The sequence below is a fragment of the Desulfosoma caldarium genome, assembly GCF_003751385.1.
GTDB classification, from domain to species: domain Bacteria; phylum Desulfobacterota; class Syntrophobacteria; order Syntrophobacterales; family DSM-9756; genus Desulfosoma; species Desulfosoma caldarium.
Genome location: NZ_RJVA01000016.1, coordinates 113,958 through 127,569, shown reverse-complemented (window position 1 = coordinate 127,569; position 13,612 = coordinate 113,958). Strand labels below are relative to the sequence as shown.

General features: G+C 55.7%; 9 protein-coding genes and 2 tRNA genes. 5 read left to right on the top strand and 6 right to left on the bottom strand.

Annotation, left to right across the window (positions count from 1 at the left end; all coding sequences use genetic code 11):
• The first annotated feature begins 1 nt into the window (after position 1).
• Entirely contained in the window at positions 2–2,695 is a 2,694-nt protein-coding gene (locus tag EDC27_RS15040; protein ID WP_170161858.1) for a 1-acyl-sn-glycerol-3-phosphate acyltransferase, read from the top strand.
• A 17-nt stretch (positions 2,696–2,712) separates the two neighbouring features.
• Here EDC27_RS15040 and EDC27_RS15035 read toward each other — a convergent pair whose 3' ends face one another.
• A complete protein-coding gene (locus EDC27_RS15035) occupies positions 2,713–3,909 on the bottom strand; it encodes a M24 family metallopeptidase (protein ID WP_170161857.1) in 1,197 nt (398 codons plus the stop codon).
• A gap of 36 nt (positions 3,910–3,945) precedes the next feature.
• Positions 3,946–4,692, bottom strand: coding sequence for an HAD family hydrolase (locus EDC27_RS15030; RefSeq protein ID WP_170161856.1), 747 nt, complete (start codon positions 4,690–4,692; stop codon positions 3,946–3,948).
• Between the two features lie 304 nt (positions 4,693–4,996).
• On the opposite strand from EDC27_RS15030, the gene EDC27_RS15025 reads away from it, so the two are divergent.
• Positions 4,997–5,374 (top strand): hypothetical protein, encoded by a 378-nt coding sequence (locus tag EDC27_RS15025; protein ID WP_123291447.1) that lies wholly within the window; start codon positions 4,997–4,999, stop codon positions 5,372–5,374.
• Positions 5,375–5,683: 309 nt separating this feature from the next.
• Here EDC27_RS15025 and EDC27_RS15020 read toward each other — a convergent pair.
• Positions 5,684–5,760 (bottom strand) — tRNA-Arg (locus EDC27_RS15020).
• A 50-nt stretch (positions 5,761–5,810) separates the two neighbouring features.
• Between EDC27_RS15020 and EDC27_RS15015 the strand changes: the two genes are divergently transcribed.
• Entirely contained in the window at positions 5,811–6,344 is a 534-nt protein-coding gene (locus EDC27_RS15015; RefSeq protein ID WP_123291446.1) for a DUF721 domain-containing protein, read from the top strand.
• A 696-nt stretch (positions 6,345–7,040) separates the two neighbouring features.
• On the opposite strand, the gene uvrC is transcribed toward EDC27_RS15015, so the two are convergent.
• Complete coding sequence (gene uvrC / locus EDC27_RS15005; RefSeq protein ID WP_123291444.1) at positions 7,041–9,065, bottom strand: excinuclease ABC subunit UvrC; 2,025 nt, start codon at positions 9,063–9,065, stop codon at positions 7,041–7,043.
• A gap of 297 nt (positions 9,066–9,362) precedes the next feature.
• Between uvrC and EDC27_RS15000 the strand changes: the two genes are divergently transcribed.
• Positions 9,363–9,439: transfer RNA gene (locus EDC27_RS15000), tRNA-Pro, on the top strand.
• A gap of 15 nt (positions 9,440–9,454) precedes the next feature.
• Here EDC27_RS15000 and EDC27_RS17135 read toward each other — a convergent pair.
• The gene (locus EDC27_RS17135; protein WP_148045790.1) at positions 9,455–12,151 is read right to left on the bottom strand and encodes a PAS domain S-box protein; all 2,697 of its coding nucleotides are present in this window, start codon (positions 12,149–12,151) and stop codon (positions 9,455–9,457) included.
• Positions 12,152–12,525: 374 nt separating this feature from the next.
• Here EDC27_RS17135 and EDC27_RS14990 point away from each other — a divergent pair, with 374 nt between their 5' ends.
• Positions 12,526–13,158: an Ntn hydrolase family protein gene (locus EDC27_RS14990; protein WP_123291442.1), complete on the top strand. Its 633-nt coding sequence runs from the start codon at positions 12,526–12,528 to the stop codon at positions 13,156–13,158.
• Positions 13,159–13,237: 79 nt separating this feature from the next.
• Here the strand turns inward: EDC27_RS14990 and cutA are convergent, their stop codons facing one another.
• On the bottom strand, positions 13,238–13,570 hold the full coding sequence (gene cutA, locus EDC27_RS14985) for a divalent-cation tolerance protein CutA (RefSeq protein ID WP_123291441.1): 333 nt from the start codon (positions 13,568–13,570) through the stop codon (positions 13,238–13,240).
• Positions 13,571–13,612: the final 42 nt, after the last annotated feature.

The following is a 13,612-nucleotide window of genomic DNA, read 5'->3' as shown; positions in this document are numbered from 1 at the left end:
CATGATGAGCTCCTGGTTTCAGTCCGTCAAGAACCGTTTGTTTGGCAACAAAGGACAAGAAACACCGCGCCTCGCGGATGACCCCTTTGGCTTTTCGGTGCCGGGCAAGCCTCGGTTCCTCTTAAGCCCCATCTTTGAAAAACTCATCGCCAAGACCTCCATTCCCGAAGACCAACAAAAACTTCTGGAAAGCCTCGCCCCAAAAGGCGTCATCATCTACGCTCTGCGGCATCGATCCCAACTGGATTTTGTCTACGTGAGCCTTCGGTTGCACCAGTTGGGCCTGCCGACGCCTCAATTTCTTTTCGATCTAAGGCCCCATTTTTGGCAACCCAGAACCTATGCCGCCACCGTCGTCCTTCGCAACCTTCTGAGACATCTGAGCCGAGACGGCATGCCGAATCCCTACGAACACGGCTATTACCGCACCATGGTGCAAGAGGGCCGATCCGGACTACTCTTTCTTCTGGGGAAAAAAGGTTACTACCAACGCACCGTCATGGTACAGCACGACCCGCTGGATCACTTGCTGACCCTACAGCAAGAAATGTCCCGCCCCATTTACGTGGTGCCTCTGGTGCTGCTCTACAGCCGAGCTCCTCGCAAGGAGCGGAGCGGGTTCTGGGACATCGTCTTTGGCAATCTGGAAAACCCTGGCCTTGTGAGAAAGCTCGTCTCCTTTATTCGCAACTATTCCTACGCGACCATGGAAGTGGGCGAACCCCTGGATCTGTTCCATGTGCAAGCCGAACTGTCCAAGGATCCCTGGGAACGGCGCAAGCAAGTGTTTGAACTGCGGCGAACGCTCATCGAGTCTGGCAACGAGATTCGACGGGCCGTGGTGGGTCCGCAAATCAAGAGCAAGCTGGAAATCAAAGACATCATCTTGCACCACCCCCGGCTGGAATCCTTCATGAAACGCCGCGCCAAGGCCTCGGGCCAACCCCTTTGGAAGATTCGCAAAGAAGCTGACGCATACTTAGAAGAAATCGCCGCCGATTACAGCTACACCTTGATTCAGCTGGGCGAAAAGATCCTCACCTGGATGTGGAACAACCTCTTTGACGGCATTGACGTGGACATGGAGAGCCTGCACCGAGTGCGCAAGGCCGCCCGGCACAACACGCTGGTGTACGTGCCCTGTCACAAAAGCCACATCGACTACCTCATTCTCTCGTACGTCCTCTTTCGCAACAACCTTTATTCACCCTTCATCGCCGCGGGCAAGAACCTGTCCTTTTGGCCCTTGGGTCCCATCTTTCGTCGAGGGGGCGCCTTCTTCATTCGAAGAACCTTCAAAGGCGCTCGGTTCTATTCCGAGGTTTTTTCGCTCTACGTCAAGACGATGGTAAGGTTCGGGCACAACATCGAATTCTTCATCGAAGGCGGGCGCAGTCGCACCGGCAAGATGGTCCTACCTAAAATGGGTCTTTTGGCCATCCTCATTCAGGCCGTGGAAGAAGGCTTTTGTGACGACCTGGTCTTTGTGCCCACGTCCATTTGTTACGACCGCATTCCGGAAGAAGAAGTGTATGTCAACGAGATCACCGGAGGGGTCAAAAAGGATGAGAGTCTGGGGCAGCTCGTGCGGGCTAGGCGGTTTCTCAAAAAACGCTACGGCCGTGTCTACGTGCGATTCGCCGAACCCATGTCCCTGCAGCGCTACTTAGAACGCCACCGCTACGACCTCAAAAGCCTTTCATCCAAGGTGCGCCATGCCATGTACCGGGATTTTGCCTATCGCATCATTTCCAGCATCAACCAAGCTTCCCTGGTCACGCCCCATGCCCTGGTTTCTTCCGCACTGCTTTCCGGAGCCCGCAAAGGCACGGCCCGATCCCAGCTCACCCAGACCATACAGCTTTTCTCTGAGTACCTGGAAGAAAACGGCGTACGCTTTTCTCGAAGCTTTCAACATCACAATCTGGTCATCGAAGATACGCTCAAGGACCTGGTCAAGAGCAAACTTCTGGACCGGCTTAAAGACGAAGACGACGAACTGGAGGACGAAGTCTATATCTTGGACGACGACAAGCGCCTGACCTTGGAGTACTACAAAAACAATATCATTCACTTTTTCCTGCCTGCCGCTTTTGTGTCCACGTCGATTTTGAGGCAGGAAACCTTTCGGTTCAGTCTCGGGGATATTCTGGAAGATCTGGCTTTCATGAAGGACTTTTTCAAATACGAATTCGTCTACGATACCGACCTGCGGGACCACCAAATGGCTAAGCACGTTCTCAACGTCTTTGAGAAACTGGGATGGCTGCGAAGCCTTGAACCCGCTGAAAACCAGCCCTACATGCTCACCCATCGCGGCCTCATGGCCGTTCAGGCCTTTCACGGCCTCATTCGCAACTTCTTTGAAACCTATTGGCTCGTCCTGCGCTCCCTGCGTTATGTGCAAAAGAAACCCTACATGGAAAAAGACCTCATCAAGAAGGTTCTTTCCGCAGGAGAAAAACACTTCAAGATGGGTCTCATCGAACGGCCCGAATCCATCTCCAAGATCGTGTGCAGCAATGCCCTGAGCTTTTACGTGGAAAAGGGGCTTTTGGAACGGCGCCTGGATGATTCCAAGGGTGAGGACAAGGCAGTGGAACGTTTCGAATACACTGCAGAACGCCAGCAGGTACAATATTACGGGCGCCAGATCAGCCGGTTGCTTCGAGCACCCCATCTGGCCTTGCAGTGAAGCGCCAGAACTTGCGGTCAGGGAAGGATGACCAGATCCTCCGGGGTGACATTTAAGGTTTCGGCTCCATGCTCCGTCACCACGTAGGTGTTCTCAAAGCCCGCCACACCGATGCCCGGAACCACCCACTTGGGTTCAAAGGCAAAGGTCATGCCTTCGCGCAGCACCGTCTTTTGGCCCTTGGCGATAAAAGGAAACTCGTCCACTTCCAATCCCAGCCCGTGCCCAAGAAAAGAAACACCGCTGTCATTGGGGCCCATGAAGTGTTCCAACCGGTCGGCTTTTCGAACCACGTCCAGCAGCTGATCATACAGCTCGCCCGTGACGGCTCCGGGCACGGCATGTTCCCGAAGCCACAAGTGCAGTTCCCGGCATAGGGCATAACGATCCTGCAGGACCGCATGGGGAGGCCCAAGGCTGAAGTTGCGCGTCTGATCGTTCAAGTAGCCGTTATGGTTCAACATGGTGTCCACACTAACCAAGTCTCCTCGGCGTAGGGTCCGAAACCCGGACCCTTGACTGAAAGCCGGGCTGATTCCTGGCCCTCCCGTGGGGTGATCGGCGTAAGGCGCTTCGGCAGCTTCCGGCCCGGAAAGGACATGCCCAAAAAAGATTTCCAGATTGAATCCGCGCACTCTGGAAAATCCCAAATGGCCCGCCAAGCGGGCCGTTCTTTCCAGTTCTGCTAAAAGGTCCCATTCTCGCACGCCTTCACGAAGAAACTGTGGGACGGCGCGAGCGACAGTGTCGGAAATTCGCGCCGCGCCGCGCATCATGTCCAGTTCCCAGGATGACTTTAGGCTCCGCGTGTGCCGAATAAGGCCGCTCACGTCCACTAAGCGGTCCTTGGGAAAGAGTTTTTCGTCAAAGAAAAAAAACGTGTTGGTGGGCAACACGTCCAGTTCCATGCCTAGCGTGCGAGGGGATGAACGCCCGGTGGCTTCGTCGACCAGAGAAGGCAGCTGTTTAAGACTTTCCAGAGGAATCACGGGCCTCAGAGGAGTTTGTTGTTCGGCTCTTTGCACATCGCGGCGCACAGCAAAGACGGGTGGGCCCGAAGCCGGAATAATCAGGAAAGCGTCTTGCACGGTTCCTGAAAAATAGTAAAGATCCGTGTTTTGCCGAATGAGCGCGGCATCCACCTGCTGGGAACCCAGCAGGCGCTGAAAGGCGACGATCCGTGCAGCGATTTCCGAAGAAGGCACGAGAAGCATGGCTTTTCCTCTCATCTAAAAGCGTCATGCGTCGGTTCATGAAAGGGGCGACGGTGCGTGGGTCTTCAGAACATGGCGAAGGCGGTCCAGGGAAAGGTCCGAAAGGCGAGGCACCGTCCACTGGGCCTGATGAAGCTCGCCCGCAGGATAGGTGTGGGCCACGGCCACCACGAAAAGGCCGGCGGCTCGAGCCGCCTGAATCCCTGCGGGCGTGTCCTCCACCACCACAACACCTCGAGGGGAGGCTCCGTTGGATGTGGCGTCGTGGCCAAGGGCAGGGTGGGCCGCATAAAGCGCCTCAACGGCCCGTTGGTACGTTTCTGGATGCGGTTTTCCCGCCTGGACATCATCGGCCGACACAATGACGGAAAAGGCCTCCAGCAGGTTCAGGGTGCGGAGAATAAGGCAAATCTCTGTGGTTTTGGCTCCCGAAGCAATGGCCAAGGGCAGGCGAGCTTCGTAAAGCTCTTTGACGAGTTCCCTGGCTCCGGCAAAGGGCACCACACCATGCGAGACGATTCTTTGAAAGGCGGCTTCTTTCGCTTGCAGCAGGTGTTCAAAAAGTTCGGGAGTTAGAGGCCGACCGGCATCCTGAAAGATGGCGCGCAGGGCATCCCGATCATCAAATCCAATGTAACGCTCGAGGTAGACGTCGTAGGAGTGCGCCAAACCCATGGGAGTCAAAACGTCGCAAAAGGCTTGGTAATGAAGGGGTTCCGAATCAACAAGTACGCCGTCGAAATCGAAAATAACCGCTTTGAGGTCCACCGTGCCCTGGGGCATCTTCGTCTCCTTTGGCCGCGCCGTAAAAATGTTTCCCCGCATTGTGTTGGCGAATCATAACAGAACGGCGCTATTGTTCAAGAGACCCAATGCTGAAGCCAGTAACCTCTCGCGTTCAACGCAAGGCCATGCCCGTTTCCGAACGATTCTTTTGCCTAAAAAAGGCCGCTCATGGGGTTATTCTTTTAAAGAGCGTCCGCCTTGGCCTTCACGCGCATGGGGACCCATCAAGCCTCCGTGGTCCACGATCTGTCTGTGGGGTCCTGGAAAATCCTTATGCTGATGCCCGCAACAAGGAGAAATCATGCTTTTTGCGAGGTTGAGCGTTTTGGGAATGAGTGCGGCCATTGGGCTGGGATATTTTTTGGAACGGAAGCTGAAGGGGCCATCACCGTGTCACCCCGAGCGGCCCTATCCATGCACCGCGAAGGCACCCATGGGCTCGGCGCGGAGCGCCGCGTCAAGGATACCGGGTGCGGCGTGCCTTCAGAAAACCTCGAAAAATCTTTTAGCCTTTCTTCTCGACCAAAGACGTGGGGAAGGGCACAGGTATGGGGGCCTGGCTGTGGTCTACAGCATGGTGACCCGCCACGGCGGCATGATTGGTGGGCAAAGTCAAATGGGCCAGGACACGGAATTCACCATCTGGCTGCCTCTTGAAGAACCGCAGCCTTTTGGGTGAAATGGATTGGTTTCATCGCTGAATGGCTCTCTGAAATGGAAAGGGACTCTGAACGGCTCGCGAAAAGAAGGCTTGCGGAATCCAGCTCAAGCGATGCCGCCCAGGACTCAACCATGCGAGCCTTGCAGACCACTGACGGGGAGAGGTCTTCTGAAGGAGCAGCGCACGCCGCGAGCTCAGACACCGCCCTTTGCGCCGGTTCCACAAAGGATGATGATGACCATGCACGGCTTGACAAAACGCGGACCCTCGAGAGGCGTGTGCAAGGGGACTTTCCTGACTGGAGTGTCGTTCGCCCAAAGGGCTCGGTGGTGCCCCCGGCAGGATTCGAACCTGCGGCACCAGGATTAGGAATCCTGTGCTCTATCCTCCTGAGCTACGGGGGCCCTCAGAAAAAGCTGCTCGCTCATAGCATAGGAAGGGGAGCATTGCAAGTATGCCGAAAGACCTACAGAAAAGAACGTCAAACCCTCAAGCCGTTCCTCTGGGGCAGTTCATCAAAGAGGTGCTGGCTCAGCAGCCGTCCTTTGCATCCAAGCCCCTTGGAGAATGGAAAGACCTGGTGGGGGAGAGCGTGGCGCGCCACTGTGCGCCTCGATCCCTGAAAAACGGACGCCTCGTCGTCGTGGCACGGGACAGTGTTTGGAAACACCACTTGGAACTGAACAAGGAAGCCCTTGTGCGACGCATCAACGAACGGTGGGGGCGTCGCGTCGTCGCAGAGATTCGCGTTCGCGTCGGCGAAATCGAAGAGGTTTCCGCGATCCTGGACGCCAATTACAAAAGGCTGCAAAAAATAAAACCCAAAAAGGCTCCGAAAAGAAAGAAAAAACCACTCTTGAGGAAACTCACAGACGCCGAAAAGGAATTCATTGCCTCACTTAAAGACAAGGACTTGCAGAAAATGGCGACAAAGCTTTTGCGGCTCACACATGAAGAGCCAACGGAATTTTTAAAAAGCAGCCCCTAGAGACGGTCGCCGTGGCGGGGAGAAGCTCTACAATAGCCTCAAATTAATCCTTTCCAAATCCGGTTCGCAAGGCAGAAACAAAGGGAGCCTTTTGATCGGCATGGCGCTGCTTTCTGCTTCGGTTGGTCAGGACCTTCCCCTTCAGCTTTGCATCAGAGGGAAACACATCATGATCGAATCCGCAGCCTAAGCATTTATCAACAGAGAAGGCCTCGACGAAGGTCTCCAGTAGGGCATGCAAAAGGGGCTTCGTCAAGGGCCTGGTCAAGGCAGCCGGTGGCTGCTTGTTGGGGCTCGGAAAGCCCGGTTCGAGACTGGACCTGGATCGATTCGTCACACGGTTCGGGACATCGAATATCCGGACACGTTGAAAAATCTCCCCAACGCAGCGCTGCTGGCAACGTCCATTAATGAGTTCGTGAAAAAAGCTCAGGCCGTAGCGGAACCATGAAGGCCGGCTTGAACCCGATGGATCGAAAACCGCCTCGCCATTGATTCCCGGTGTGCCATCCACCCGATCCTGAGTCAGCCGACTCGGACGGCCGAAGGTTGTCCCTTCGACGGGCTGGGAAGTGCAGCGCCGGATTTGAGACGTTCTTCAAAAGGCTCACCGCTCCTGCCGGCACTCTTTTTTCCATTAGCCGGGTTTCGTTCATGACCCAAACACGCTCTAAAGAGGCGGGTCGAAGACGGGAATCAGGCCCCTTTGGGGTCAGAGTGTTTCCTGAAATGTTCGACGATGTTTCGAGCGACGGGCTCAGGAAGGCCGGGAACATGCTTAAGGTCTTCCAAAGTGGCTCGGCGCAGGCTCTCCACGTCACCAAAATGGGCTAAAAGCGCCTGTTTGCGCTTTCGTCCCAAACCCTTGACATCGTCCAGCGCGGAGGCCAGTAGTTCCTTGCGATGCCGATGCTTGTAGCCGCCGATGGCGAACCGATGCGCTTCATCGCGCAGGCGCTGAAAAAAGTGAAGCACTTCGGGATGGCGAGACAAAAACACGGGATTTTTTCGCCCCGGAACATACACCTTTTCATAAAACCCACGGCCTTCGGGCCCCACGTCCTTATCCTTTTCCTTGGCCAGGGCCAGAATCGGCAACGTTTCGCGAAGCCCCATGTTTTCCAGAAGCTGAGCAATGCGATGAAGCTGGCTCTTCCCGCCGTCCAGAACCAGAAGATCTATGGTGGCCGCCCCACGACGGCGTGAAGCCAGGAGCCGTTCCACGGTTTCCGCCATCATGCCCGGGTCATCGGGTTGGGAAAAGCTCCGTATGGCAAAACGGCGATAAAGAGAAGGTCGAGGCCGTCCATCCACGAACGTGACCGCCGATCCCACCGCATGGCGGCCCGTCATGTTGGAAATGTCCACACACACAATGACGCGGGGGAGGCGAGGCAACTGAAAAATTTCCATGATCTTTTGCAGAATCGCGTCGAGCGGCTCACCCCCTTCTGCGTGGCTTCGATGCTGTTCCAGCGCGTTTTTGTGGGCCATATCCAGCAAGGCTCGGCGTAAACCCCGCTGCGCAGCCCACAGCCGCACGCGTTTTCCCCGAACCTCCGAGAGCCATTCCTCAAGGGCTTCCTGACCGTCCAGCTCCATGGGAACGATAATTTCATCGGGAATCCAGCGGCCTGGGCCGTAGAACTGTTGCACGAAAGAAGCGAGAACCTCGGGTAAATCCCCGGAAATCTCCTGCAGACGATACGTCCTCTGGCCCACCATGGCGCCACGGCGCACAAACAGCACCACCACGGTCCATCGGTCGTCTTCGTGAACGCATCCCAGCACGTCCTGATCCACCAGGCGGCTGGAAACAATATGCTGTGATTCCTGAAGTTCTTCGATGGACTGCAGGCGGTCTCGATAAAAGGCCGCTCTTTCAAAATCCAGCGCTTCGGCGGCCTGGTGCATTCGTTCCTTGAGCAGCCTTTGCAGTTTGTGCGTTTTGCCTTGAAGAAATAAAATGACTTCATCCACCATGCGCCGGTACTCTTCCTGAGACACTTTACCGGCACAGGCGCCCAGGCATCGCCCCAGGGAGTGGTTGAGGCAGGGGCGATCTCGAGGGATGAGCTTGGAAGACTTGCACAAGCGCAAAGGAAAAACTTTGTGCAGCACCTTGAGGGTCTCCCGCAAGGCGTGCGCGGCATGGTAGGGGCCGAAATAGAGTGCGCCGTCCTTTTCAAAACGGCGCACCACGGACAAGCGCGGATAGGGTTCTCGGGGATCCAACCTCAAGGCCGGGTAGTTCTTGTCATCCCGCAGGACCACGTTGTATCGAGGCCGGTACCGCTTGATTAGACTGGATTCCAAAAGGAGCGCTTCTTTTTCGTTTCCGGTGACAACGAATTCCACATGGGACGCGTTTTTCAACAAGGCCCGCGTTTTCACGGGGAGGGTGTCGGTGCTGCGCAGATAGCTCGCCACGCGCTTTCGCAAATCGCGTGCCTTGCCCACGTAAAGAACGTGTCCCTGGTCGTCCTTAAACAGGTAGACACCGGGCTCATGGGGCAGCCGTGGGACCTCCACGTGCAATGCTTGGGCAGCGTTCACCAGAGCATCGGCTTTAGCAACGGCTTCATGGCCCAGGCCGGCGGCACTCTCGGCTTCGATGAAAGATCCTTCCTCCATGCTCCCTTCTTGGAAATCCTGCGTCGGCCTGTGCACACCCAGGCTTTCTTTTCTCTGTTCCGGTTCTTCGTTCGTTTCAATCAGCACCGACGCCCCCCTTGAAGGACACGCGACGTTCCCTGGACTCGTTGCTTCCTGCCTCAGATCCTGGGGCACGCGGGCAAAACCTTCCTTGGAAACCGCAGCACACACGTTTTGAGCTTCCCCAAAAACGTTTCTCTTTTCCTATAGCACCACCGCGGTCTCGGGACTAGAGGTGAACCCCGCGAGCCCATGCAATCGTGTGGGCGGTCAAACCTTGGCCAACGGCCCACGGTGCGGACGGTGTCCCATGACCGGAAAAGGCTAGACAGAGCAGCTCTGTTCTGCTAGAAGAATCGCCGGCGGGACGTGGCTCAGTTTGGGAGAGCGCTGCGTTCGGGACGCAGAGGTCGCTGGTTCAAATCCAGTCGTCCCGACCACCTCAAAGGGTCCGATCAGGCCGCTCCTTCATGGGGGCGGCCTTGATCATTGGCCTCATGAGAAGATAAGCGGGATTTTCGGTGGAGCACGCGGCCCACCGTCTGAAGGAGTTTTTGGGGGCTAAAGGGTTTCGCCAGAAGGTGCACATCGGGCAGCAGGATGCCTCGGTATGCCAGCTGATCGTCCGTGTACCCGGAAATGAAGAGAATCGGCACCCCGGGAGCTTTCTTCGCAAGGTGGCGGGCCAGAGCGACGCCGTTCATTTCGGGCATAACCACATCCGTCAACACCAGATCCACTTTGGATGCTTGTTCCAAGACTTCCAGGGCTTCCGCACCGTGACTCGCCGTGAGCACATGATACCCGTTTTCCGTTAATACCTCCTGAACCATTGCCCGCAAAGCCTCTTCATCCTCCACAACCAAGATGGTTCCTAAACCTTGGGGAAGGTCGAAAACCTGAGCTGAAGAGCTCGAGGTGGTCTGTTGCTGGGCCTTGCTTCGAGGAAGAAAGATCTGAAATGCTGCCCCTTGTCCCACGGCGCTGTCCACCACAATATAGCCTCCGAGCTGTTTCACGATGCCGTAGACGGTAGCGAGTCCAAGGCCGGTGCCTCGGCCTTCGGATTTCGTCGTAAAAAAGGGTTCAAAAATCCTCTGTTGGATTTCCGGGGGGATTCCATGGCCCGTGTCGCGCACACGAAGGCAGACATATTCTCCCGGTTGAATGACAAAAAGACCCGCATCGCGAGCTTCGACGACCGGCTCGTTCCACGTTTCAATGGTGATGCGCCCTCCAGAAGCCATGGCATCCCTGGCGTTGATGACAAGGTTTAACATCGTTTGTTCCAAAAAAACCGGATCCGCCATCACGGGCCACAAATCTTTTCCCAAGCTTTGCCTGATTTCAATATCTTCACCCACGGCCCGGCGAAGAATAGGGCAGAGGTCCTCGATGAGCTTGTTGAAGTCAAGGGGCACCGGCTGCATGACCTGTTTTCGACTGAAAACCAAAAGCTGCCTGGTCAGGTTCGAGGCCCGTTCGGCCGCCTTTTCGATTTCGTCGACACGCTTTTTGGCCGTCGAGTCCAAGTCCGATTTTGTGAGCAAGAGGTCACAGCATCCCAAGATGATCGTCAAAATGTTATTGAAGTCATGGGCGATACCGGCGGACAACTTCCCCACCGCTTCCATCTTTTGGGAATGCAGCATCTGCTTCTGTATCTGGACTTCCTGAGTGATATCCCTTGCACATTGCACAATGCCCAACAACTCCCCGCGCCGATCTCTCAGTCTCGCGGCCCCAATGTCCACGTAACGCTCTTGACCTTGCACGACGATTTCTCCGGTCAGTTGTATACCATCGGAATGAAAAGGCATAGGCTGGGCCTTCCAATGGGGATATCTTTGAAGAAACTCCTCCGGCGTCATTTCTAAAAGAAGCAAAGCGGGCACAGGTAGATCTCTTCCTTTAAAAAGGGGCTTGAGGTTCAAAGGTCGGTTGAGAACTTGCTCCTGCGGAAGACCGGTAAGTGTCTCGCACAATTTGTTCCAGAAAATGACACGCCCTTGTAAATCGATGACGAAAAGGGCGCCGGGGATTCCGTCCAGCAACGTTCGAAGGAAATCGCGCTGCTTTTCCCGCTCCATTTCGAGAGCCGCCTTATGAGAAACATCGCGCACACAGGCCAAAACGCGCGCCTGGCCTGCTTGAAACGTGAGGTTCATCTGTACTTCCGCTTTGATGACTTGGCCATCAAAGGTTTCGTGATCCCATTCAAAGTGTTGAGGACACCCCGCCAGAGTGGAATCAAGAAAAACCGCACCCTTTTCATGGGACAAACTGCCGTCCGGTTGGACTTCCGGCGAAAGATCCATGGGGGTTTTGCCCAGAATCTGCTCTTCCGAGGCTTTGAACAAACGGCATGCGGCAGGATTGCATTCCAAAATGATTCCTCTTTCATCAAGAATCATCAAAGCATCACCCGCTGTTTCGAAAATAGCACGATACCAGTGTTCGACTTCGGCGAGGGCAGCTTCCGCGGCGCGCCGTGGTGTGGTCACGGCATGAAGCTGATCACGAAGATCTTGAATGGGCTGAATCTTTTGGCGAAGTTGGGACCGAAGCAAAAAGATGATGGTCGTAAGAATCACGACGCCCGCGAGGATTGCATAGAAAAAGGGTGGTAGGATTCCGTGTCGAGGGGATTTTTTCGTTATAAACAACCAACGAACCATGGCCTGGTGAAAAGGGGAGTTCTCGTCGGCTTTCCAAGCTCTAAGATGCTCGTCAATGGTCTCGGCAAGCTCAGGCGGCGCCTTGAGCGATGTGGCAAATTTGAGCTCGACCGGGTGCACCACGATGGGCGTGGCCGTCACCGGGCGGTGGTTTTGGGCATACGTGGCGTAGATTCTGTCAGTAAGCCCCATGTCCGCATCGCCGCGTTCCACCATGGAGCGCACCGCATCGTAAGAGGAGGCCTTTAGGAATTCCACCTGAAGCTGAAACCGGTTCAGCATTTTCTCCAACGCGGAAGCATAGATGTCGTCGCTCCGCACAGCGATCCGCTTCCCGTTCAGTTCCACGATGTTTTGGATGGCATGCCCATTGGCGGCAAGGAGGACGCCCCAATTCACCAAGACGGTTTCTCGAGCGAATCGGTACAAGTGGGCGTCTTCTGAATCGTCCGCAATGGCCGGAACCACCTCCACGTCACCGTCCTCTAAGGCACGTAGACACTGTGCCCGGCTTTCGTGACGGAAACGCAGGGCCCAGTTTTCCTTGAGGGCCATTTCTCGAAGAAGATCATGAAATAGGCCTGAGACACGGCCTGTTTCATCGCGAAAGTGAGAGGGAAATTATCGTCCGTGCAGACGCGGATTGTTCGAGCTGCTATAGCCGCCGGGCGGAGCACCATGATCAAGGCCGTCACGAGTAACCACGCGGACCACCTCTTGCCCATTTCACGCCTCCTGCTTAAAGTGAAAGCGGATGGTGCGTCAGGCCCAGGTTAATGTTTTGATGTCTAAAAAATTTTCTCCTGAGTGTAAACGGTCTTTTCCTCAAGGCAAAAAGGAAATCGGTCATGTCTCAGATCATAGCCTGCCAGACCAAGGAAGGGATTGTTCTCGCCGTGGATGCCAAAGCCGTGGACGTGGACACTCAAGGAAACGTGATCCATAGCACGGTGGAATGGCTTCATCCTTTGGGCCCTCGGGCGGCTGTGGCCGCCGGCGGGGCTCCAGAAGGCGCGGAAATGGCTCGATTACTGAGCCGCTTTGTGGCCGACGAAAAACTTGAGGACATTGCCGACATCTACCCTGCGGCTCTTTCTTTTCTTGCCTCACAATTCAATGAATTCCGGCGCAAGATGTGCCGCGTGGTTCCCCTGGATCCCATACATCAGGTCTACTTCCTCTTGGCCGGTGTTTCAGCCCAGGACCCGGAAAACCCTCAAAAACTGTATCTCGTCTGGACTAAGAAAAAACAGCCTCAGTTGGACGGCGAAGAAATTCGCCATGCCTTTACGGTGCCTCGGCGCATGGCCTTGGAATACCGCCTCAGCCAAATGGCACAACGAGGCGCCACGGTGCAGGACGTGCTCACCGAAGTGCGTGCGGCCATGGAATCGCTCACCTGGTACAAGGAAGAAGTGGGCCCGCCGTACCGATTCGCTGTGCTCTCCAAGGAAGGCTTTCGGGAGGTGCCGCCGTCCTGACCGGCGCGGCGGCAGGCCGTCACCTCCAACCCCGCAACATGGCAAAGAAAGGACCTCCAGGTTCTTTCGATCCGCCGTGTTACCGAGAAGGTGGTTGCGTCTCCTTCTTCACCCATTCCAGGTACGGCTCATGGCCGTCCTGGACGGGCACCGCGATGATTTCCGGAACTTCATAGCTGTGTAAGGCCTTGACACGGGCTTTTAACAAGGGGAAAACATCCGGCGTGGTTTTGGCCATAAGAAGGCATTCCGCATCGTCGCACAGTTCCCCTTTCCACCGGTAGATGGAACGAACGGCGGGAAGAATGTTCACGCAGGCGGCCAAGTTTTCTTCCACCACCGTCTTGGCAATGTTGTACGCCTGATCGGCGTTGCCCACGGTGATGAAGGTGATCCAGACGTCGCTTGCCATAACCTCTCCTCCTTTTCCCTATGGCATGTCGGCCGACGTGAC

Bases quoted from the DNA above. Each gene is read 5' to 3' on its own strand.
- EDC27_RS15040 (WP_170161858.1), top strand. From the start codon at position 2: ATGATGAGCTCCTGGTTTCAGTCCGTCAAGAACCGTTTGTTTGGCAAC.
- EDC27_RS15035 (WP_170161857.1), bottom strand. From the start codon at position 3,909: ATGCTTCTCGTGCCTTCTTCGGAAATCGCTGCACGGATCGTCGCCTTT.
- EDC27_RS15030 (WP_170161856.1), bottom strand. From the start codon at position 4,692: ATGCCCCAGGGCACGGTGGACCTCAAAGCGGTTATTTTCGATTTCGAC.
- EDC27_RS15025 (WP_123291447.1), top strand. From the start codon at position 4,997: ATGCTTTTTGCGAGGTTGAGCGTTTTGGGAATGAGTGCGGCCATTGGG.
- EDC27_RS15015 (WP_123291446.1), top strand. From the start codon at position 5,811: ATGCCGAAAGACCTACAGAAAAGAACGTCAAACCCTCAAGCCGTTCCT.
- EDC27_RS14990 (WP_123291442.1), top strand. From the start codon at position 12,526: ATGTCTCAGATCATAGCCTGCCAGACCAAGGAAGGGATTGTTCTCGCC.
- cutA (WP_123291441.1), bottom strand. From the start codon at position 13,570: ATGGCAAGCGACGTCTGGATCACCTTCATCACCGTGGGCAACGCCGAT.